Origin of the sequence: Negadavirga shengliensis (genome assembly GCF_042652345.1) — a bacterium.
Taxonomy (GTDB): Bacteria; Bacteroidota; Bacteroidia; order Cytophagales; family Cyclobacteriaceae; genus Negadavirga; species Negadavirga shengliensis.
In genome coordinates, this window is sequence record NZ_JBHSJJ010000001.1 from 242,247 (window position 1) to 265,745 (window position 23,499).

Here is a 23,499-nt window from a genome sequence, read left to right on the forward strand (position 1 = left end):
TGAAAAAAGCCAAATACCGGCCAGTCCGTTCTTCCATACCTCAAACTTTTATTTTATATTGACCCAAAAAATGAAATTATATGAGGTTGAAAACCTTTACTGTCTCCATTTTGATAATCCTGCTGCTGACAGCCTGTAGGGAAGGCTCTCCACCAAAAACCGCCCCCGAACAAGACAGTAAACTCAGGATACAAGCTGTAAATGAATCCGAAATCAAAAGCGGCGCCGGCCTGATTGCCGTCGTTGGGGCCAATGTCATTGACGGCAAGGGCGGTCCCGTGCTTTCTTCTGCCACTGTGCTCATCCAAAATGACCGGATTTTGGAAGTTGGAAGGCATGATGAGATTCAAGTTCCCAAGGAAGCCCTGGTCTTCGAGGCAGAAGGTAAATACTTAGTCCCTGGGTTAATCGATGCCCATTTTCACCTGGACCAGCTTGAAGGACTTCCCCATATTTTTCTGAAAAGAGGAATCACCAGTCTCCGTGACCCCGGAGCCTGGATAGAGGCTTATGACAATGAGAGAAAAACGAATGATGCCTTACCGAGGCTTTTCCTCACCGGTCCCCATTTTGATATGTTCCCTCCGGCCTATCCCAAGAATTCACTGATTATCAGCGATGAAGAAGAAGCCAAAATGCAGGTCAGGAAAATGGCAGAAAAAGGAGCGTCAGCGATAAAAATATACTATCGATTATCCTTGGGATCCATAAGGGCTGTTTGTGAAGAAGCCCAAAGACTGGGCCTTCCGGTAACCGCCCATCTGGAAATCAGCGATGCACTGGAAGTGATCCGCAGGGGCGTGGACGGCATAGAGCACGTGACCTCCTTCGGCCTTTCACTGGTGGAACAGCCGGAAGCTGAGGCATACCGGCAAAGGGTCCTGGCCGACAATAATGCACGGAGAGAAGGCAGGTATGAAATGTGGCAGCATATCGACCCCAAGGGACCCAAAGCCATGGCCGCTTATCAGCTAATGGCCGACCGGAAAACATTTTTTTCTCCTACCTTGGCGGCTTTCGAAGCCCGTGATGACGCCCATACGCCGGTCAGGGTCGCCGGTTTTGAAAAGATGCTGGAGTTTACCGGTGAGGCTTACCGCCAAGGCGTCCAGATCGTAGTAGGTTCCCATTCCTATGTCCCCTATTCGGAATATGGTTGGGCGTACCACCAGGAAATGGAGCTGTTACAGGAATCCGGGATGTCTCCTGAGGACATCCTCCAATCAGCCACCTACCAAAACGCCAGGTTTTTTAAAGTGGATGACCGGCTTGGGAGCATTGAAACCGGCAAAATAGCCGACCTTTTGCTCGTCGAATCAAATCCCTATGAAGATATCCGGAACATGCGGCAAATAAACCGGGTGATGCTCAACGGCCGTTGGATAGAATAAAAAACCATCCATGTTGTGTCAACATTGGGCCATACACATAATTTTTTCCCTGACCGCCTTATGGTTTGGAATTCCTGGAAAGATAAAAGCAGCCCAGGATTTTGGGCTGCTTATTTTCATGGTACCTCACCGTATCCTGTTGCCTATTTTCCTCCCTAGTCCACTTCCACATTGGAAACGTTTTTAAAATACACCTGCCTGTCCGCATCCACGTCAACGAGCACCGCGCTGTCGTTTTTGATATATCCGCTGAGAATCTGCTTGGAAAGTTCATTCAGGACAAGACGCTGCATGGTGCGTTTCAGCGGCCTTGCCCCAAATTGGGGGTCAAACCCCACTTCGCCAAGGTAGTCCAACACTTCCCTGGTAGCTTCGATTTCTATTCCGGAATCTTCCAGTCTTTTCTGTATTTCCCTCCACTGGATATCCACTATTTTCCGGATGATCTCCTGACTCAACGGCTCAAACATGATAACCTCGTCAATCCGGTTAAGGAACTCGGGTCTCACGGATTGTTTAAGCAATGCCAGAACTTCGTTTTTGGTATCTTCCAGCACCTGTTCTTTGTTCCACTCCTCCATGGCATCAAAGCGTTCCTGGATCAGGGTGGACCCGATATTGGTGGTCATGATGATGATGGTGTTTTTGAAATTGGCCAACCTGCCTTTATTGTCAGTAAGTCTGCCATCATCCAACACCTGCAACAAAATGTTAAACACGTCGGGATGGGCCTTCTCGATCTCGTCCAACAATACCACGGAATAGGGCTTTCTTCTCACTGCCTCTGTCAGCTGTCCCCCTTCGTCATAACCTACATAACCCGGAGGCGCCCCCACCAGTCTACTGACGGCATGCCGCTCCTGGTACTCAGACATGTCTATCCGCACCATGGCATTTTCATCATTGAAAAGGTATTCTGCCAGGGCTTTGGCCAGTTCGGTTTTTCCCACACCGGTAGTACCCAGAAAGATAAACGAACCAATGGGTCTTTTGGGATCCTGCAGGCCGGCGCGGCTTCTTCTCACGGCATCCGAAAGGGCCGCAATGGCCTCTCTTTGCCCAGCTACGCGCTTGCCCAATTCATCTTCCAGGTACAGTAGCTTTTCCCGTTCGCTTTGTATCATTTTGGATAGCGGGATACCGGTCCATTTTGAAACCACCGCCGCGATGTCTTCATGGTCAACCTCTTCTTTAAGCAAAGGCGAACCTTGCTGCATCTCCGTCAGCTGCTTCTGGAATGATTCCAGCTTTTTCTCACTTTCGACAATTTTACCGTACCTGATTTCAGCTACCTTGCCAAAATCACCGGCCCTTTCTGCCTGTTCGGCTTCTATTTTATATCTGTCGATATTTTCTTTTTCCCGCTGAATCCCCACAATAACGGCTTTTTCGCTCTCCCACTTGGCTTTAATGGCTTGCCTTTTCTCAGAAAGATCCGCCAGTTCCTTGTTGAGTACCGTTTCCTTGTCTTTGTTTTTTTCCCTGCGGATCGCTTCTCTTTCAATTTCCAGCTGCATGATACGCCGGTTCAATTCATCCAATTCCTGGGGCAGGGAATCTATCTCCATACGGAGTTTGGCCGCTGCCTCATCCATCAGGTCAATCGCTTTGTCAGGCAGATACCTGTCGGTAATGTAACGCTGCGACAGTTCCACCGATGCGATCACCGCATCATCCTTGATACGTACCCCATGGTGGAGCTCATATTTGTCCTTGATCCCCCGGAGAATGGATATGGCGTCCGCTGCATCCGGCTCGTCCACAGTAACCTGCTGGAACCTGCGTTCCAGCGCTTTATCCTTTTCAATATACTTCTGATACTCCTTTAAAGTGGTAGCGCCGATGGCATGCAGCTCCCCTCTGGCCAGGGCAGGTTTGAGCAGGTTGGCCGCATCCATGGCGCCCTCTCCTCCTCCGCCAGCTCCGATCAGCGTGTGGATCTCATCAATGAAGAGGATGATCTCGCCCTCAGAATCGGTAACTTCCTTGATCACGGCTTTCAATCTCTCCTCAAACTCTCCCTTATATTTGGCGCCGGCCACCAAAAGCCCCATATCCAGGGAAATCAGGGTTTTGGATTTGAGGTTTTCGGGCACATCCCCGCTGACGATACGCTGCGCCAATCCCTCCACAATGGCGGTTTTACCTACGCCGGGTTCCCCCAGTAAGATCGGGTTGTTTTTGGTCCTTCTGGCCAGTATCTGCAGTACCCTGCGGATCTCCTCATCCCTGCCGATGACAGGATCTATTTTTCCTTTCTTAGCCAGTTCGTTCAGGTTTTTGGAATACCGTTCCAAAGACCTGTACTTTGATTCTGCATTTTGATCTGTCACTTTATTGCCTTTTCTAAGTTCTTTAATCGCTTCTATCAGGGCTTTCTCGGTGATACCCTGGTCTTTTAACAACTGTGCCGCCTTATCAGAGCCGGCCAGAATCCCTAATACCAGATGTTCAACGGCCACAAATTCATCGCCAAAAGTCCTTAAGTGATTCTTTGCTTTCTGAAATACATCGTTGGTGGCGTTGGAGAGGTAAGGCTGTTGGCCGGTGACTTTGGGAAACTGCCTGATGATGTCATCCAGTTTTTGCTGCACCAAGCCGGTGTTAACACCCAACTTTTTAAATAAAAACTCCGTGACATTACTGTCTTCATGAAGTATTCCTTTCAGCAGGTGGGCTGGCTCGATCAACTGCTGCTGCTCAGCAGAACACAGTTCTAAAGCTTTCTGAATGGCCTCCTGCGATTTTATCGTAAACTGTTTGAAATCCATTTTTGCCGCGGTTAGTTAAGTCAAAGTTTTATTTACACTTGTTTTAATCCTTCATCAAATTTGTAACCAATTCCGTCCAACCTCCTTTAACGGAAAAAATGTCCGGAAACGAACATGAACTGAGAAGAATTCAGGACTTTTTGGCAGTCTTCAAGATTTTATTGCTGAAAATAAGGCTCCATTGAATCCGGTTTAATTTCATTAACTTTGCGCCATGGATCAGGTGGAGAAAAAAGATATCAGGAAGCTAAGCCTCAATGAACTGGAAGATTTTTTCTTTTCGGTGGGAGAAAAGAAATTCAGGGCCAAACAGGTATATGAGTGGTTATGGAACAAGACACTCAAAAACTTCGATGACATGACCAATATTTCTCTATCCACCCGGGAAATATTGAAAACCAACTTTTCCATTAACCACATCCAAGTGGACCATTTTCAAAGAAGTACAGATGGGACGATCAAAAACGCCGTTAAGTTATATGATGGGAAAATTGTGGAGTCTGTGCTTATACCCACCCCTAAAAGAATCACCGCATGTGTTTCCTCCCAGGTGGGCTGCAGTCTGGACTGTAATTTCTGTGCCACTGCCCGTCTCAAAAGAATGAGGAATCTCAATCCGGATGAAATATTTGATCAGGTGGTGACGATTATGGAGGAAGCCAACACATATTATGACCGGCCTCTGACCAACATCGTATTTATGGGGATGGGGGAACCCCTTCTGAACTATACCAACGTCCTGGAAGCGATAGAAAAAATCACGTCTCCTGAAGGGCTGGGCCTCTCTCCAAAAAGAATCACCCTTTCTACCGTGGGGATCACCAAGATGATCCGCAAGCTGGCCGATGACAACGTAAAATTCAATCTCGCCCTCTCGCTCCATTCGGCCATCAACGAGACCAGAAGCAGGCTAATGCCCATTAATGACACAAATCCTGTAGAAGAGTTAGGGGAAGCGCTCAGATATTGGTATCAAAAAACCAAAAGAAAAGTAACCTATGAATATGTCATTTGGGAAAACATCAATGATGACGAGAGACACGCCAAAGCACTTGCCAAATTCTGTAAAATAGTGCCTTCCAAGGTCAATATCATCCAATACAACCCCATAGATGAAGGGGAATTCAGACAGGCTGCCGCTGAAAAAGTAGCCATGTACGTAGAAATCCTGGAGGCCCAGGGTATCGTGGCGAAAATAAGGAAATCAAGGGGGCAGGATATTGATGCAGCTTGTGGACAGCTGGCCAATAAAAACGAATTGATAAATTAAAAACGGGAAGATTTATTAAATATGAATTACTTTTTTATATCTTTGAAATACAAAAACAAGTATTGAAATGGATTTTTCCAGCATCATCGACCAGTCCCTACTGATTTTCAACAAATATGGGTATCACGATACTTCGTTAGAATTATTGTTGGACCAAATCCAAGTCAGGCCTTCTGATTTTCACAGGGATTTTTCGGGAATAGATGATCTGGTAGAAAAGGCTTTTTTTCAGCTTTGCAAGGAATCGGATGACATGGCCGCGGAAATTGACATGATAGAGAAAACCTCTTTGGAAAAACTTTTTATCACAACGGTTAAATCCTACGAATTGCAGGTAAAATACCGTTTTATATTTTTGGATATGGCGCACATATTGGGCAGGCATGAAAGGATCAAAGACCGGTATTTTGAATTGATATCCCTGAGGAAGGCACAGCTTTCCCACTTATTTGTGATATTAAAAAATGAAGGAATATTCAGAGATGAGAAGGTGGCCGGAACCTATGAAAACCTATCCAGCCAAATGATCATGCTTTCTGATTATTGGCCCACCCACAACTATATCATTTTTGGCAATGAAGCCTACCATTACCAATATTATGGAAAACTGATCTTTTCAATGGTTTTGCCTTTTTTGACAGAAAAAGGATTGGAGCTTTATAAAACAATTTTGGGATACAAATAAACCCGGATCCGTGAAGACTAAAAGTCTTTATTGCTGAAATCAAAAAGTTTGCGTTTTTCCTCTTTGGTCAGGTTATCATATCCTTTTTCGGCTATCTTGTCCAGTATTCTGTCGATTTCTTCCTGTGTACTTCCCGATCCGGCACCAGTAGAGCCGCTTCCGGGCCGGTTATGGTCATTTTGCTTTCTTCTATAGGTAACCTTTACTTTGGGCTTGTTGGTAAACAATTTTTCAATAAACATTCCGATAGCCTGTATTGGGGTGCCCAAATCCATTCCCTTTTTAAGCTGCAGGACATACATATATCCAAGGGCAGCCCCTCCTAAGTGGGCAAGCTCTCCTCCTGCGTTGGCGCCAGCTGAATTCGCAAAGGCAATCAAGACATAAAATATAGCAATGTATTTTATTTTGACCGGGCCTAACAAAATCAGCCTGAATTCTGTATCCGGTCTCAAAGTAGCGGCCGCCACCACGATGGCGTATACACCCGCACTGGCACCCAGCATCAATGCACTGTCTACCCTATCGCTGAAATAGGGGGCTACGTTATACAAAAGCATATACAACAATCCCCCCGCTATGCCCCCAAGAAAATACAGGTTTACCAGTTTCCTACTGCCAAGATAATCCTGTACCAATAGCCCAAACCAATACAAAAAAAGCATATTGAAAAGGATGTGGAGAAAACCTTCATGAAGAAACATATAGGTGATCAAAGTCCATGGCTGCGTGATAAAACGCGGCAGGGAAGCCGGCATCATAAAAAAGGACACAAATGATTTATAAATCTCTCCCGCTCCTCCTATGGTGAGGAAAACCCTCATGATCATCAATATCAAAAATACCAGAATATTGATGGCCAATATTTTATATAGACCATTGTCTTTATGATCAAAGGCATGCCTGATATGGTACCAAAATCCTCCGTACATTTTAATTTAGTAGAAATTCCTTCTGTCCTTTTTCCAATATATAACCAGTACCGCACCGATCAACAATCCGGATAGATGCGCAAAATGGGCTACATTGTCAGCGGGATTCGATACAAATATATGATATACTGTGTATAGTCCATAAAACAAAACCAGGTATTTTGCCCTCACCGGCATCGGGGGGAACAACAGGAATAACTGGGTGTTTGGAAACAACATGCCGAAAGCAATCAAAATTCCGAAGAGTGCCCCGGACGCTCCCACCATCGGGATGTTGGCCTGAAGATCCCTGACCCCCAGCATATTTCTTTTTGCCCTGTCAATCAGATCGGCATCGTCAGGATTCCGGCTGTAGGCATCTATAAAATCGTATATTCCCGGGCCGAACAGGTGCCTGTTGTCAGAGACAAACCGGTTAAAGACTTCCGGATCCGGGTTTTCGGAGAAAGCCTCCACTTTGTTGTTCAGCTGGTTGATTTTATAGACATTGTACCCCGAATACAGAATCCCTGAACCTATGCCGCACACCATCCAAAGGATCAATATTTTTTTGGGTCCCAGAAACTGCTCCAGGAGCGGCCCAAAAATAAACAGCCCAAACATATTGCTGAAAAGGTGCCAAAAATCCGCATGCATAAACATATAGGTAACGAACTGAAAAGGCATAAAATGCCTGCTCTCGATGTGGTACAAGGCAAATAGGCTTTTCAGTTGTGGCATAAAAAAAGACGTAACTACATGCAGGCCTATAGTGATCAGCAGCAGGTTTTTAACTATAGGTGTAAGGGCTCTAAACATAGGGTTTTACTTTATTCAATTTCAGAAATTAAAAAAACGTTCTATTTTACTTATATCCAATTTAATAAAGGTTTTACAACCGTCCGGACTATAATTGGGTGTCTGGCAGGCAAAAAGCTGTCCCGCCAGGTTTTCCATTTCCTGGGTGTTCAGCCTATCCCCTTTTTTAATGGAGGATTTTTTTGCCAGGGACCGGGCCAGGTTTTCTTTTTTATCCAGCGACAGCTCGGTTTTAAAATGTTTGAACTGCTCCAAAAGTTCTTCGAAAAGTGCTTTTTCGCTGTTGATATGCACATCTGCAGGCACGCCATTGATCAATACCGTGTTTTGGCCAAATACGGAAATCTGGAACCCAAGGTTTGCAAGCTCGTCGTTCAGGTCCATTACCAGGGCAAAGTCGGCGGGGCTCAAAGTAACGTTTTGTGGGAACAGACATTGCTGTGAAGCCCCGGAAGACTGCTCTAACTGCCGGACATACCGTTCGTACAGAATCCTTTGGTGGGCCGCCTGCTGGTCAAAGATCAGCAATCCCGATGAGGTTTGGGTGACGATGTACGTATTTTCCATCTGAAAGGTATTGCCGGTATCCCGAAATGCCTCACCGGAAAAAGCACCTGCTTTCTTTTCCAACGCATTGGCCCTGCTTGAAAAAGTGATCATTTCTTTTTCCTCTGTCCCTTTCTCTGAATCAAGGCTGCTGAGCGCCTCGTCTTCCGGATTGTTTTCAAAAAGCCTTTCCCAGCCTTTCACGTCCTTATTCAGCAAACTTGGCCCCCTGTAGGTTTTGTAGGAGTTTTCCAAACTGACCTCCTGCTTTTTGGACGTGTCTGCTTTCCAGTTTTCCGTAAAATTGACATCCAGGCTGAAATCAATGGTAGGCACCACATGATGCGCTCCCAATGCCTGTTTTACGGCCGATCTTACCACTCCATAGATGGTCCGCTCATCGTCTAATTTGATTTCCGTTTTGGTAGGGTGTACATTGATGTCGATGTGTTTTGGATCAATCTCCAAAAAAAGCACATAAAACGGATGGTGATCAGGACTGATCAATCCTTCATAGGCGTTCAGTACCGCATGATGAAGGTAATTGCTTCTGATAAAACGGTTATTCACAAAAAAATACTGCTCACCTCTGGTCTTTTTGGCATTTTCCGGCTTACCGATATAACCCGTGATCGTGATATGTGGTGTGTCCTCCTTACAGGCGATGAGCTGATTCCGGTAATGCTGCCCAAATATCCCCACTATCCGCTTGCTGAGCTTCCCCTCGCCAAGCTTGAAAAGTTCCATGTCGTTTTGGTGAAAGGAGAAGGAAACACCGGGATATGCCAGCGCCACCCTTTGGAACTCCTCCACCAGGTGTTTGGTCTCCACCGCATTGGATTTAAGGAAATTCCTGCGTGCTGGGACATTGAAAAACAGGTTTCTTACCGACACCGATGTTCCTTCCTGACAGACTACAGGCTCCTGCTTCTTCAGTTCCGACCCTTCGATACAGATCAATGCACCCAATTCGTCAGCTGCCCGTCTGGTCTTCAATTCTACCTGCGCCACGGCTGCAATCGAAGCCATCGCTTCCCCTCTAAACCCAAAGGTGCGTATGTTGAAAAGGTCGTCAGAACGCCTGATCTTGGAAGTGGCATGCCTCTCGAAACACATCCGGGCATCTGTGACCGACATGCCGATGCCATCATCAATCACCTGGATGAGCGTCTTCCCTCCGTCCTTAATCAATACTTTTATGTTTTTGGCCTGCGCATCCACAGCATTTTCCATCAGTTCTTTCAGCGCGGAAGAAGGCCGTTGGACCACCTCTCCTGCCGCAATCTGATTGGCAATGGCATCAGGCAAAAGTTGTATCAAATCATTCATTTTTTCCGCTTGGGTTTCAACTTAAAAAGTCCTACCAGTAAGGCAACACCCACCGCCAGGTACAACCCATAATAAATCACATCCGGCCCAATATATAAGTATCCGCCAAAACCCCCTATCAGGAAAAAAAAGATGATCAATCGCAACAGACCGGCGCTCTGGAAGATAGAAGAAGGCTGTTTTTTGATGGGACTTCCCTGGGTGAATGCTCCCCGTATGGTAGAACCGTAGCGGCTGGTATGCCCCTTGTTTTCCCCGTCTTCAGGTGTTAATACCCCCTGTTCTTCCAGTTCCTTTCTTATTCTTTCCGTTCTATTGGCGATTTCTTCCTTCACCGGATCATAATGTCTTGGCGTAATCTGAAATCTTCTTGGCTGATTTACCCTGAAAATGGATGGGAACTTCATGCTTGCTTATTCTCTCACTAATGGTTTTCAAATAAAATTAATTCAATTCATCAATTTTTGATAGGTAGAGGCAATGTTTTTACGTATGTTTGGTTCTGTACTAAGATGGTTTTATGCAAAGTTATTCGTAAATTATTACCAATAAAATTTTAACACGTTCATGCGCCAAAAAGTTTATGCTCTACTTTTTTGCCTGCTTATAAATCAATCCTGGGGCTTGGCCGGCGTTATCAGTAACCCGGCCGATAGAGATCCTTTGCTTGCCCCTGACAACCAGGCTCAGTCCAGATGGGTGGACAGCGTTTTCCACAGTATGACATTCGAAGAAAGGCTGGGGCAGCTGTTTATGGTAGCCGCTTATTCCAACAAAGACAATAGGCACACGCAAGAACTGACCAGGCTCATCAGGGAACAGCAGCTGGGCGGCTTGATTTTTTTTCAAGGCGGCCCGGTCAGGCAGGCGAACCTCACCAACCATTACCAGTCGGTAAGCAAAGTACCTCTGTTTATAGCCATGGATGCCGAATGGGGGCCTGGAATGCGTTTGGACAGCGTCATTCAATTTCCCAAACAAATGACTTTGGGGGCGGCACAGGACGATGCCCTGGTGTATCAGATGGGCAAGGAGATCGCCAGGCAATTTAAAGAACTGGGCATGCATATCAATTTTGCCCCTGTGGTGGATGTCAACTCCAACCCCCAGAATCCGGTCATAGGCTACCGGGCCTTTGGGGAAGAAAAAACGCTGGTCAGCAGAAAATCCCTGGCCTACATGAGGGGGCTTCAAGACCATGGGGTCATGGCCAATGCCAAACATTTTCCGGGACATGGGGACACCAACCTTGATTCCCATTACACCACCCCCGTCATTCATAATTCCAGACAACGGATTATGGACATTGACCTGCATCCTTACCGGGAACTTATAGGCGAAGGCCTGATGAGTGTGATGGTGGCCCACCTTCATGTGCCCAGTTTAGGGAGCGAGGCCAAAAAGCCCACCACCCTTTCGCCCAAAGTGGTTAACGGCCTGCTGAAGGACGAAATGGGGTTCAAAGGATTGATCTTTACCGATGCCCTCAACATGAAAGGCGTAAGCAACCTCTACAAACCAGGCGAGGTAGACCTCCTGGCCCTTCTGGCAGGCAATGATGTCCTTTTATATGCTGAAGACGTGCCCAAATCCAAAGCACTGATCATGAATGCCATTGAGGAAGGCCGCATCACAAGGGAAGAAATAGATCGGCGGGTCCTCAAAATACTGAATGCAAAATACTGGGCCGGACTGAACAGGCCTCAAAAAGTGGACCCCCACAGGTTGGTGGAGCGCATCAGCGGTTTTGAGACCCGTGCGCTGATCGAGCAGCTTTATGCCACTTCCGTTACTGTGGCCAGCAACCAAGGCAACCTGTTGCCTTTGAGGAACCTGGATTTGCTTAATATGGCTTCCCTGACAATTGGTGGAAGGGGAGAAGTCTTTAAGGAGTATCTGGATAAATACGGCAAATTCACCCATTACACCTTACGGTCAGCCGGCGGCGCCGACGACTACCGGGCTTTGGAGGAAAACCTCAAACACTATAACACCATCGTTGTGGGTGTAATGGGTCTGACCAATAACCCCAAACGCAACTTTGGTATAAGGGAAACAGACATCCATTTTATCAACAAGCTGAGGGAAAAACATACTGTCATCACAGTGGTTTTTGGAAATGCCTATGCCGCCAAAAACTTTAAAGACCACGGCAATTTGATTCTCGCCTACGAGGAGAATGAGCTTACGGAAAAGCTGACGCCACAGGTAATTTTTGGAGGACGGGCTGCTACAGGGAGGCTTCCCATTACAGTCAGTGAAAATCTTTCCCAGGGGACTGGAGTGAGAATTGACCCTATTGACCGTCTGGCTTATTCCTTCCCCGAAAACCTTGATATGGACAGCCGGGTGTTAATGGAAATTGACAGGGTGATGGACAGGGCCATTGCCAGAAAAGCCACTCCTGGAGGCACCGTATTGATCGCCAAAAACGGTCATGTGATTTTCGAAAAAGCCTATGGGCATTATGATTATTCCAAAGAAAGGTCAGTCAGCAAGGGTACCCTCTACGACCTGGCTTCTCTCACCAAGGTCATGGCTACTACACAGATGATGATGTTTCTGGAGAGCAGGGGCTTGATCAGTATGGACAAAGAAATCGGCCATTACCTCCCGGAGCTTAAAGGCACCAATAAAGAAATGCTTCTGCTGAGGGATATCATGGCCCACGAAGCGGGATTGCCTGCCTCCCTTCCCCATCATACCAACACGTTAAATGGGGTTGTGTGGAAAAACGAATACTACATGTCCAAGGAAGAATCGCCCTATGACCTCCCGATAGCGCAGGGTATGTATGCCCACCGCTCCTTACCGGACAGTGTTTGGAAATGGACGGTTGCTTCCCATCTCCGCCGGTCCGGCGTCAAGGAGAGCAAATCCAGCTACGTGTATTCGGATGTAGGCATGTACCTCCTTCACAGAATGGTAGAAGGCATGGTGAACCAACCCATGAATGAGTTTCTGGAACAACACTTTTATGCCCCTCTTGGTTTGCATAAAATCGGCTATTTACCCCTGACAAAATTTACCCCTGACAAAATAGCTCCAACAGAAGATGATAAGATTTTTCGCAAAACCCTGGTACATGGCCATGTGCATGACCCGGGAGCAGCTTTGTATGGGGGAGTGGCGGGTCACGCAGGACTTTTCGGTACCGCCAATGACCTGGCGGTTTTGTTGCAGATGATGCTTCAGGGAGGAAAATACGGAGATGTGATTTTGCTGGATCCGGAAACGGTGAATAAATTTACCCGCAGGCAGTCTTTTCAAAGCCGAAGGGCCTGGGGATGGGACAAACCGGATCCCCACCCTGATAAAGGCCCGACCGGGAAATTAGCTTCCCGAAGTACTTTTGGTCATACTGGTTTTACGGGAACCGCGGCCTGGGCAGATCCGGAGCATCAGTTGATTTATGTTTTTCTTTCCAACCGGGTGCATCCCAATGCCGGAAACAATCTGCTTTTAAAAGAGGGTATACGCACTGAAATCCAGGATATCGTTTATAAATCCATCCGGACCAGATTGATTTTGGCCCAAAATTGAACGAAGATTCATGCTATCGGTGTTTATAGATTTAAATTCCAAAAGATATACATAACAAAACTTTAAATAATGAAAATCGGGATTGTCTGTTACCCCACCTTCGGTGGAAGTGGCGTGGTCGCAACTGAACTGGGAAAAGCACTGGCCACCAAAGATCATCAAATTCATTTCATTACCTACCGCCAGCCCACCCGATTGGATTTTTTCAGTGAGAACCTTTTTTACCACGAAGTGGACATCAAAAGCTATCCTTTATTCGAACATGCCCCCTATGAGTTGGCGCTGGCCTCGAAAATGGTAAATGTGGTAAAATACGAGCAGCTTGACCTTTTACACGTCCATTATGCCATCCCCCATGCCTCGGCTGCTTATATGGCCAAGCAAATATTGAAAAGGCAGGGCATCAATATTCCGGTGGTCACTACCCTTCACGGGACAGACATCACCCTGGTGGGAAAAGATCCCAGCTATGAGCCGGTAGTCACCTTCAGCATCAATGAATCCGACGGGGTTACTGCTGTTTCGGAAGATCTGAAGAAAGACACCCTGCTCCATTTCGACATAGAAACGCATATAGAAGTGATCCCTAACTTTATAGATTTGGAGCGGTTCAAAAAACAAAAAAAGGAACACTTCAAAAAGGCCATCTGCCCCAATGGGGAGAAACTCCTGGTACACACCTCCAATTTTCGAAAGGTAAAAAGGGTGGAAGATGCCATCCGGGTATTTTATGAAGTCAGGAAAATCATCCCAGCCAAGCTTTTACTTGTGGGAGATGGCCCCGAAAGAGACAAGATGGAAAGACTGTGCAGACAGTTAGGGGTCTGTGACGACGTCAGGTTTCTGGGCAAACTCGAAGCCGTGGAAGAAGTGCTGTCAGTAGCTGACCTTTTCCTGATGCCTTCCGAGAAGGAGAGTTTTGGCTTGGCGGCATTGGAAGCGATGGCCTGCGAGGTACCCTTGCTCAGCAGCAATGCCGGGGGGCTCCCTGAACTGAATGTAGATGGGGAAACAGGATTTTTGTGCAACGTGGGTGACATAGAGGGCATGACAGAAAAAGCACTTTATATCCTCGATGACAAAAATTTGCCGGGTTTTAAACACCGGGCCTTGGAAAGGGCCAAAGATTTCGATGTTTCCAAAATAATGCCACTATATGAATCTTTTTACCTGAAAACCATAGAAAGTTCTCTTCTGGCTCCGAGCAAATGATAATTATCAGTTTTATTTTCCACAAAAAATGAAACCTCAATTATCGACAATTACGTTTAATTTGCAAAAACAGCCCGTGATAAGGGTATATTGATTAACTTTGGCCTTTAAATTGGGGCATTTTAAAGTTCCGGTTTTTAATGAACGCGTGAAATGAAAAAAATTGGACGACTGGATAGACCTGACAATAACGGCACCGCAAAAATGTTTGCCAACCCTCTATTGGAAAGATTGAGCAGGACCCATATCAGCATTCCGATAGCGATGTTTTTAGGAGTAGGTGCTTATTCGCTATATTATGGTATAACCACTACCTTTATCCCTTTTTGGCTAGCGGCCCTGCTTTTAATCGGGGGTTTTTTGGGCTTTACCTTTGTAGAATATATGATGCACCGGTACCTCTATCATATGGTGCCGGACAACAAATGGAAGGACAAAGTCCAATATTCCATCCATGGCGTGCATCATGACTATCCGAAAGATAAGGACAGGCTCGCCATGCCACCGTTTATTTCCGGCCTGTACGCTGCCATCCTCTATTTTCTCTTCGACTTTATCATGGGTGAATATGCCCTTTATTTCCTGCCCGGCTTTTTGGTAGGTTATGCGATGTATCTGGGTGTACATTATATTGTCCATGCCTACCAACCGCCCAAGAATTTCCTGAAGTTTCTATGGGTAAACCATGCCATCCACCATTACAAGGACCCGGATGTGGCCTTTGGGGTCAGCACCCCAATCTGGGACTATGTGTTCGGGACGATGCCGAAGAAAAACTGAAAAAACGATGAAAGAGGCCGCCTTTGAAAGAGGGCGGTTTTTTTGTGGGGAGGGGTGAGGGTTGTTTTGGTTGTCATGGTTATCGTGGTTGTCATGGTTGTTATTGTTGCCATGGTTGTCGTGGTTGTGGGGGTTTGGTTTTGGGGTTCCCTCAGAAGGCCGGGGTCTGGAAAGAAACGGCTCTGCCATCTAACCCGATTTCGGGCCGGTTATCGATCTTGTATTCATCATGGGTATTATGATGGGCATCGGGATTTGATTTTAAACTAACCGCTCACCATATTTGTTTAAATGATAAATTATATTATCAAATGATAACCGATAAAAACAGGCCGGCAGCTGAAAGTCATTATGACAAGCTCCCCGGCGGGATATCCAAAGTAAAGGACTTTCTGGGACGGATCGAACATGGCGTATACAGCTGATGTTATGGTTATCGCATTACCAAAGGCAAACATGTCCATGATAGCAGTGGAATAGACGCTGCGCAATATCCCGGAAGATGGAACAGGAAAGGGACACCGGTACTTTTACTTTATACCGGCAAGACGATAGAAATTGCTTTGTTGAAAAACATCGTCCATCTTCCCCCTATGATCGCACCCAAGCTTGATTTGCTTACCATCGAGATACCTGACGATTCCATTGCTGTGATTTCGCCTTCAGAGCTGCCGGCTAACTGGTCTCATTACCCTGCGCCAACTGTCTTATCCGAAGTAGGGCAAAAATGGATCGATGATCGAAAAACCGTTGCCCTGCAAGTTCCCAGCAGCATTATCCATTCGTCTACCAATGTATTGCTCAACTGCCTTCATCCCGGGTACGGTGAAGTCAGGGTATTGAGGCAGGAAAAATTCCGTTTTGATTCGAGATTGATGAAATAACACGAGCCCGGACTATAAGACTCTGACAGGTTAAAGGGATATTTATATCTTGCAGGACGAAATCCAGCCTTCTCAGTAATTCCAAAATAATCGTAATTGCAGTTATCCCTACACCCTTTGCCTTAAAATATTTTCCATAACGGAAAAATTATACCCAAAACTAATATTGCCCTCCTTAATAATAATAAAAGTCTGTTCCAAACGAAATTTTTAAAGAGAAAAAAAATATAACGAATTTTATAAAAACAAAACTTGCTTCACAAAACATCATTTATTATACTCATGATATTATTTGGTTAATTTCTATCCCAGTTTTAATTTTTATGAGTATGGAAACCTTTAGCGCTACCTCATCCCGCCCTGTCTCGAAGTTCTTTATGGAAAGGAATAGTTTTTTGATGATATCCGCATTGTGCTTGCCGGATCTCATCATGCGTTTCTGCGGTGGAATTTTCTTTACGATACTTTTATGAAAACGATGTCAAGAACAAAAAGTTTGATCATCGCTTTGTCTTTTATGGTTTTGGGTTATTTGGTGTCATATCTGTATACCAGTTTGGTTTTGGGTACCGTATACCAATGCGTGCACAGCGACCTGTATTATCTGTTTTATATCCCTCTTGTTTATTTTGGGGTGTATGCCATCACGGGAAATACCACGTTTGGCAAGTATAATGATGCCGCGGGGTATTTCCTCATTGCTCTTTTTCTGATTTTATACAGCCATATTACGATGGGCAAGCCGGTTTTAAGCCATATCTTCTTTGCCTGTTTGGGTTTGTTTATATTGCTCGTACCTCTCAGGTTTTTTGCCGGTGAACTGAAAGTTAAATACCCACTTGGGAAAAATAAATCCATGAAAACACGTGTACTCAAAATGATTGTCTTAGTTGTGTCCATTACCATCTCCCTGATGATCTTTACGAGTTGGGATACCATAAAGGTTTGGTTGGGTCAGGTATTTTGACCTTCAGCCACAAGCATTCGGTTTTACTGAGAGCAGGAAACACACTCAACTACTTGTTATGATCCATTTAGTGAGTATTCTTATTCTGATCGCCGGATTTACCCTGACAATAAGAGGGTTTTACGTTTCCTATTTGAACAGGTGCTTTCTAAAGGACATTTTCGGCCTGAGGATGACAAAGCCTGTTCTAAGCAACATGCTGGTTGCGTTTTTGGTAACCGGGGTTTTGTTTTCTGCCATATTCCTCCTAAACCTGTCCCAGGGATGTCTGTATGTCGATTCGGTCAATCCGTTGGATAAAGTAGCTTCTCGATTCCCGGATCCTTTGGCCGTTTCTCTTTACGAAGAATTTATTTTTCGGGCCTTGATGTTCTCAAGTCTGGTGACCTTGACCCCGGACAGAAGAGTTTTGTTAGGGGTCAGTTCCCTGATTTTCTGTTTGGCACATTTCCCATCAGATATTGCCACCTTTGTCAGCTATTTCGTGGGCGGACTTGTATATGGGTATGCATTTTTAAAGTTTCAGTCCCTATGGGTTCCGGTCGGAATCCACTTCGCCTGGAATTTTTTTCAAGGGCAGGTTTTTGGGTTTCCGGTGTCCGGTATTCCGTCTTATGGATTATTGTCTACGTCTATTGCACCCGATGCTTATTTAAACGGCGGAGAAATTGGCCCTGAAGGCAGTATGGTTGGCGTGCTTGCCAGATTGATTATTTTATCTTGGCTATTCCTTTCTCCAGCCATGCAAGAAAACGATTCGTTCCTTATATTTAAAAGAAAACCCTAATCAGTATTAGCGGTTAAAAATAATTTCCGCCCGCACACAAACCATTCTCCGGTATTCCCGTTCCCTTCTTATAAAGATATTACCGCACATGACCGTCACCATCATCGGCCTGGGCTGGCTTGGTGTTCCCCTGGCTCAACTGCTTAGAGAACAGGGATATACCGTTAAAGGCAGTACCACACAATCCAAGAAGCAAGCCCACCTTGTTGACTCAGGAATAGACACCACCGTTTTTTCGCTGGATCCGCAGCCAAAGGGCCAGAACTACAGCGACCTTTTTGATACGGATATCCTCTTTGTGAATATCCCGCCGGGCAGCAGAACCCGACCTGCTTCCTTCCATCCACAACAGATCAGCGCCATTAAGAAGTTGGCCACCGAGACAAAAGTCCCCAGGATCATCTACGCAAGCTCCACCGGCATCTACCCCAATCTGAATCAAGTGGCAAGGGAAACGGACAGCATCGACAGGGATAACACCGGAAATCTGGCATTGTGGGAGGCGGAAAACCTTCTGTGGAAAGATAAAACCTACGACTTGACCGTAATCAGGTTCGCCGGCCTTTTGGGAGGTGATAGGATTCCGGGAAAATATTTTTCCGGGAAGGAAAATGTTCCCGGGCACTTCCCCGTCAATTATGTTCACCGGGTAGATGCATGCAGGGCCGTGTCCTGGATTATTGAAAAAGACCTTTGGAATAATATGTTCAATATAGTCTGCCCAAAACATCCCACCAAAAAAGAGGTGTTTGAAAAAAATGCGCTGGATATGGGTTTTCCTCCTCCGGGAAGTTATGACAAAAGCAGCAATCAAAACTGGAAATGCATTTCCGTAGAAAAATTTCTCGAAACAGGGTTCCGGTTTCATTTCAACGATCCCCTTTCATTTACATATTCAGTTGATTTATTGTCGAAAACATGATTTTGGAATATTATTTGCCCTTAAACCCTAAAGCATGCTCCACGTTCGGCAAAATCAACTACTAAAAAAACAAACATTCATGTGTCAAAGCCTACCGTTTTTCACTTTTGCCAATGATTATTCTGTTATGAAAAAACATATACATTGATTATCAGATAGTTTTGTATACCCGCATAAGCGGTTTTTATAAAGTATCTTATTCAATTAATTTTGAAACCAGAACATAACTGACCATGGATAAATATTCATACATTTCCAACGCCCATGTAGCTTACATTGACGAGCTATATGATGATTACAAAAAAGACCCCGAATCCATAGATCCCAGCTGGAAAACTTTTTTTGATGGTTTTGAATTTGCCATCACCCAATACGGGGAAGACACCGACGTGTCTCCGATTCATGCCAAGGACGCTCCTGTAAACGGTAATTTGGCTACCAAGGGAACCATGATGGACATGGAGCAGCTTCCGAAGGAAATCAAAGTCAGGGCACTCATCCATGCTTACCGCTCCAGAGCCCACCTCCGGTCCAAAACCAATCCCGTAAGGCAAAGACGGGACAGGAAGGCCTTGCTGGATATTGAGGACTTCGGCCTTTCACAGGATGACCTGAACACGGAATACCAGGCCGGGAATGAAATAGGCATCGGCACAGCCAAGCTTTCAAAAATCATAGAATCCCTCAGGAAGATATATGAAGGTTCCATGGGCTTTGAATACCTGTACATCCGTGACCCTGAAATGCTGGATTGGCTGCGCCAGAAAATAGAGAAAGAGGCACTGGAATTCAATCCGCCGGCCGAGGACAAGAAACGGATCTTGTCCAAATTGAACGAAGCGGTGGTTTTCGAAAACTTCCTGCATACCAAATACCTGGGGCAGAAAAGGTTTTCCCTGGAAGGAGGAGAAAGCACCATCCCCTTTTTGGATGCATTGATCAACAAGGCGTCGGATTTGGGTGTAGATGAGGTGATGATCGGAATGGCCCATCGGGGGAGACTGAATGTGCTGGCCAACATCATGGGGAAAACCTATGAGCAGATATTTTCCGAGTTTGAAGGAACCGCCAAGCCCGATCTGACCATGGGAGACGGGGATGTAAAATACCACATGGGCTTCTCCAGTGAAGTGCCCACCAAAAGCGGGAAATTGATGATCCTCAAACTGGCTCCGAATCCCTCTCATTTGGAAGCGGTAAACCCCGTGGTGGAAGGGTTTGTCCGGGCAAAAATCGACCACCATTACGACAATGATGCCTCCAAAATGATCCCCATATTGATTCACGGGGATGCCGCGGTGGCGGGTCAGGGTATCGTCTATGAGGTGACCCAGATGGCCAACCTGAAAGGGTATTACACAGGGGGCACCATCCATTTTATCATCAACAACCAGGTAGGTTTTACCACGGATTTTGATGATGCGAGAAGCTCCATATACTGCACGGATGTAGCCAAAATCATTGATGCGCCGGTCATACATGTCAACGGTGATGATCCCGAAGCGGTTGTCTATGCTGCAAAGCTTGCCGCAGAGTTCAGACAGAAATATAAAAAGGACATTTTTGTAGACATGGTCTGCTACAGAAGACATGGACACAATGAGTCGGATGAGCCTAAGTTTACCCAACCCGAACTCTACAACATCATATCCAAGCACCCTAACCCCCGGGAAATATACAATAAAGCGCTCTTGGAAAGGGGGCATGTGGACGCACAATTGGCGAAGCAGATGGATAAAGAGTTCCGTCAATTGCTGCAGGACAGGCTTAACATGGTCAAGGAAAAACCTTTGCCCTACCACTTCTCCCCTTTTGAAAAGGCGTGGAAAAAGCTGAAAAGAGCCACACCGGAGGATTTTGAGGAGTCGCCGGACACTTCTATCAGTTCCGCGTTTGTGGATAAAGTCGCCGAGGCCTTGACCTATGTACCGAAAGGTTTCAAGCCGATCAAGCAGATTGAGGCCCAAATGAAACAGCGGAAGGAGATGTTTTTCCAAACCAAGTCACTCAACTGGGCAGCAGCAGAACTGTTGGCTTATGGCTCACTGCTATTGGAAGGAAAAACCGTACGCCTCACGGGCCAGGACTGCCAGCGGGGTACATTTTCCCACAGGCATGCCGTCCTTCACGATGCCAATACCAACAAGCCTTACAACTCCCTCAAAGAACTTAAAGACAGCAAAGGAAAATTCTATATATACAATTCGCTGTTATCGGAGTACGCTGTATTGGGATTTGAATATGGGTATGCCATGGCCAACCCGGACGCCTTGACGATATGGGAAGCCCAATTTGGGGATTTTGCCAACGGCGCGCAGACCATGATCGATCAGTTCATCACCTCCGGTGAGTCCAAATGGCAAAAAATGAACGGCCTGGTGATGTTGTTGCCTCACGGCTATGAAGGCCAGGGACCGGAGCACTCCAATGCCCGGCCCGAGCGGTTTTTACAGCTTTCTGCGGAATACAACGTGGTGGTGGCCAATATCACGGAGCCCTCAAATTTTTTCCATATGTTGAGAAGGCAGTTGGCCTGGAATTTTAGGAAGCCCTGTATAGTAATGTCTCCCAAATCATTGCTCCGTCACCCGAAAGTGTTCTCTCCTATGGAGGAATTCACATCCGGGAAGTTCCGGGAAATCATTACAGATCCGCAGATAGATCCTAAAAAGGCCAGCCGTGTGGTTCTCTGCTCCGGGAAAATATATTATGAACTCTTGGAATTAAGGGAGAAAGAGAAAATAAATGACGTGTCCATTATCAGAATAGAGCAGCTCCATCCTCTCCCAAAAAACCAGCTGATGAATGCGCTCAAAACATTTTCCAAAAAGGCCGAAGTCGTATGGGTTCAGGAAGAACCTGAAAACATGGGCTATTGGGCATATATGGTCAGAAATCTTTTCAAAGACATAGACATGAACGTAATAGCCCGAAAACCAAGCGCTTCCCCCGCTACCGGATACCATAAAGTCCATGTGGAGGAACAAAAAAACATCTTGGAGAAGGCTTTAAAAATAATTTCTTAATTTTCAGAATCAATCATTCAACCACCAATTTTAACATATTTGAGCGCAAATACCCGGAGATAGTTTGCCGGGATTAAAATCAGATAACCGATGAGTATAGCAATTAAAGTCCCGACAGTAGGAGAATCCATAACCGAGGTGACCATAGGCCAGTGGTTCAAAAATGAAGGGGATTATGTAGAAATGGATGAGGTCATATGTGAACTGGAATCCGATAAAGCCACTTTTGAATTGACCGCTGAAGCAGCGGGAGTACTGCATATCAAAGCCGAAGAAGGGGAAACCCTGGATATTGGGGCGGTCATCTGCGAGATTGACACAGAGGCCTCCGGAAACCAGGGTGAAGGGGCTGAGCCCAAAGCAAGCAATTCTTCAGAAACCACAAAGGTACAGACTGAATCGAAAGCCACCGGTGAAATCAAAGAAATGGTTGTTCCGACGGTAGGGGAATCCATTACCGAGGTAACCTTAGCCACTTGGCTGAAAGAAGACGGTGATTATGTGGAATTGGATGAGATCATTGCTGAAGTGGACTCTGACAAAGCTACTTTTGAGCTGCCTGCCGAGGCAGCCGGGATACTCAGGCATGTGGCCAATGAAGGTGACACGCTGGAAATTGGCGGGTTGATCTGTAAAATAGAAGTTACCGAAGGCAAGCCCCCCTCTACGTCGCAAAAAGATGCGGAGAAACCAGCGGTTTCCGGAAGCGGCACAACGCAGGCAGATGGAAAGGAGACTTATGCCACAGGCCATGCCTCTCCCGCAGCCGCAAAAATCCTGGCGGAGAAGGGAATGGATCCAAAAGATATCCGCGGAACAGGAAAAGACGGCCGGGTGACCAAAGAAGATGCTGAAAAGGCCCAAAAAATCCAAAAAGAAAGCAAACCAACCTCTCCGGAAAAACCGGAAGAAAGCGCGCCCTCATCAAAAACTCAAGGCGACCGCGTAAGCAGAAGAGAAAAAATGACTTCTCTCAGAAAAACCATATCCAAAAGATTGGTTGCAGCCAAGAATGAAACCGCCATGCTCACCACCTTCAATGAGGTGAACATGAAGCCCATTATGGACCTGAGAAAGCAATACAAAGATATGTTCAAAGAGAAATATGAGGTAAATCTTGGATTCATGTCTTTCTTCACCAAAGCCACCTGTATGGCGCTGAGGGAATGGCCTGCCGTAAATGCCCAGATCGATGGCAACGAAATTGTCTACAATGATTTCTGCGATATATCCATTGCCGTTTCCGCACCGAAAGGGTTGGTGGTCCCTGTTATCAGAAACGCTGAAAAGCTTTCTTTTTCAGAAATAGAAAAGGAAGTAGTGCGGCTTGCCATAAAGGCCAGGGACGGCAAACTTACCATTGACGAAATGACGGGAGGCACGTTTACCATTACCAATGGAGGAATTTTTGGTTCCATGATGTCCACCCCTATCATCAATGCCCCACAATCTGCCATTTTAGGGATGCACAACATTGTAGAGCGACCCATGGCGGTAAATGGAGAAGTAAAGATACTCCCAATGATGTACCTGGCCCTGTCTTATGACCACAGGATCATCGACGGCAGAGAATCTGTCAGCTTCCTGGTCCGGGTAAAGCAGCTGTTGGAAGATCCGGCTAGATTGCTTATAGGGGTATAATAAATCCAGATTCAA

The 23,499-nt window shown here is 46.0% G+C and carries 17 protein-coding genes; 12 read left to right on the forward strand and 5 right to left on the reverse strand.

All coding sequences use genetic code 11. From position 1 onward, the window contains the following. Nucleotides 1-80: 80 nt before the first annotated feature. Complete coding sequence (locus tag ACFPFU_RS01000; RefSeq protein ID WP_377060617.1) at nt 81-1,391, forward strand: amidohydrolase family protein; 1,311 nt, start codon at nt 81-83, stop codon at nt 1,389-1,391. 155 nt (nt 1,392-1,546) lie between these two features. Here the strand turns inward: ACFPFU_RS01000 and clpB are convergent, their stop codons facing one another. Continuing rightward, nucleotides 1,547-4,162: an ATP-dependent chaperone ClpB gene (clpB, locus tag ACFPFU_RS01005; protein ID WP_377060619.1), complete on the reverse strand. Its 2,616-nt coding sequence runs from the start codon at nt 4,160-4,162 to the stop codon at nt 1,547-1,549. Between the two features lie 214 nt (nt 4,163-4,376). On the opposite strand from clpB, the gene rlmN reads away from it, so the two are divergent. Then, nucleotides 4,377-5,432, forward strand: a complete 1,056-nt coding sequence (gene rlmN / locus ACFPFU_RS01010; RefSeq protein WP_377060621.1) for a dual-specificity RNA methyltransferase RlmN — start codon at nt 4,377-4,379, stop codon at nt 5,430-5,432. Between the two features lie 67 nt (nt 5,433-5,499). Further along, nucleotides 5,500-6,117: a TetR/AcrR family transcriptional regulator gene (locus ACFPFU_RS01015; RefSeq protein WP_377060623.1), complete on the forward strand. Its 618-nt coding sequence runs from the start codon at nt 5,500-5,502 to the stop codon at nt 6,115-6,117. 17 nt (nt 6,118-6,134) lie between these two features. Here ACFPFU_RS01015 and ACFPFU_RS01020 read toward each other — a convergent pair whose 3' ends face one another. The 4 genes from ACFPFU_RS01020 to ACFPFU_RS01035 are packed head-to-tail and all read right to left on the reverse strand — an operon-like array spanning nt 6,135 to nt 10,129. After that, nucleotides 6,135-7,049, reverse strand: coding sequence for a rhomboid family intramembrane serine protease (locus ACFPFU_RS01020; protein ID WP_377060625.1), 915 nt, complete (start codon nt 7,047-7,049; stop codon nt 6,135-6,137). Between the two features lie 6 nt (nt 7,050-7,055). Further along, complete coding sequence (locus ACFPFU_RS01025; protein WP_377060626.1) at nt 7,056-7,847, reverse strand: rhomboid family intramembrane serine protease; 792 nt, start codon at nt 7,845-7,847, stop codon at nt 7,056-7,058. A gap of 21 nt (nt 7,848-7,868) precedes the next feature. Next, a complete protein-coding gene (mutL, locus tag ACFPFU_RS01030) occupies nt 7,869-9,722 on the reverse strand; it encodes a DNA mismatch repair endonuclease MutL (RefSeq protein WP_377060628.1) in 1,854 nt (617 codons plus the stop codon). Then, the gene (locus ACFPFU_RS01035) at nt 9,719-10,129 is read right to left on the reverse strand and encodes a hypothetical protein (RefSeq protein WP_377060630.1); all 411 of its coding nucleotides are present in this window, start codon (nt 10,127-10,129) and stop codon (nt 9,719-9,721) included. Before ACFPFU_RS01035 ends, mutL begins: the two co-directional genes overlap by 4 nt. 160 nt (nt 10,130-10,289) lie before the next feature. Here ACFPFU_RS01035 and ACFPFU_RS01040 point away from each other — a divergent pair, with 160 nt between their 5' ends. From ACFPFU_RS01040 to odhB, 9 genes are all read left to right on the forward strand, one after another. After that, complete coding sequence (locus tag ACFPFU_RS01040) at nt 10,290-13,265, forward strand: glycoside hydrolase family 3 N-terminal domain-containing protein (protein WP_377060632.1); 2,976 nt, start codon at nt 10,290-10,292, stop codon at nt 13,263-13,265. A gap of 69 nt (nt 13,266-13,334) precedes the next feature. Further along, nucleotides 13,335-14,477, forward strand: coding sequence for an N-acetyl-alpha-D-glucosaminyl L-malate synthase BshA (gene bshA, locus ACFPFU_RS01045; protein WP_377060634.1), 1,143 nt, complete (start codon nt 13,335-13,337; stop codon nt 14,475-14,477). 153 nt (nt 14,478-14,630) lie between these two features. Further along, nucleotides 14,631-15,257, forward strand: coding sequence for a sterol desaturase family protein (locus ACFPFU_RS01050; RefSeq protein ID WP_377060636.1), 627 nt, complete (start codon nt 14,631-14,633; stop codon nt 15,255-15,257). A 440-nt stretch (nt 15,258-15,697) separates the two neighbouring features. Further along, a complete protein-coding gene (locus ACFPFU_RS01055; RefSeq protein WP_377061385.1) occupies nt 15,698-16,141 on the forward strand; it encodes an RES family NAD+ phosphorylase in 444 nt (147 codons plus the stop codon). Nucleotides 16,142-16,619: 478 nt separating this feature from the next. Then, nucleotides 16,620-17,108 (forward strand): hypothetical protein, encoded by a 489-nt coding sequence (locus ACFPFU_RS01060; protein ID WP_377060638.1) that lies wholly within the window; start codon nt 16,620-16,622, stop codon nt 17,106-17,108. A 292-nt stretch (nt 17,109-17,400) separates the two neighbouring features. After that, entirely contained in the window at nt 17,401-17,895 is a 495-nt protein-coding gene (locus ACFPFU_RS01065; RefSeq protein WP_377060640.1) for a CPBP family intramembrane glutamic endopeptidase, read from the forward strand. Nucleotides 17,896-17,983: 88 nt separating this feature from the next. Continuing rightward, complete coding sequence (locus ACFPFU_RS01070) at nt 17,984-18,817, forward strand: Rossmann-fold NAD(P)-binding domain-containing protein (RefSeq protein ID WP_377060642.1); 834 nt, start codon at nt 17,984-17,986, stop codon at nt 18,815-18,817. Nucleotides 18,818-19,050: 233 nt separating this feature from the next. Beyond that, nucleotides 19,051-21,843 (forward strand): 2-oxoglutarate dehydrogenase E1 component, encoded by a 2,793-nt coding sequence (locus ACFPFU_RS01075; RefSeq protein WP_377060643.1) that lies wholly within the window; start codon nt 19,051-19,053, stop codon nt 21,841-21,843. A gap of 90 nt (nt 21,844-21,933) precedes the next feature. Further along, nucleotides 21,934-23,484: a 2-oxoglutarate dehydrogenase complex dihydrolipoyllysine-residue succinyltransferase gene (gene odhB, locus ACFPFU_RS01080; protein ID WP_377060645.1), complete on the forward strand. Its 1,551-nt coding sequence runs from the start codon at nt 21,934-21,936 to the stop codon at nt 23,482-23,484. The last annotated feature ends 15 nt before the right edge of the window (nt 23,485-23,499 follow it).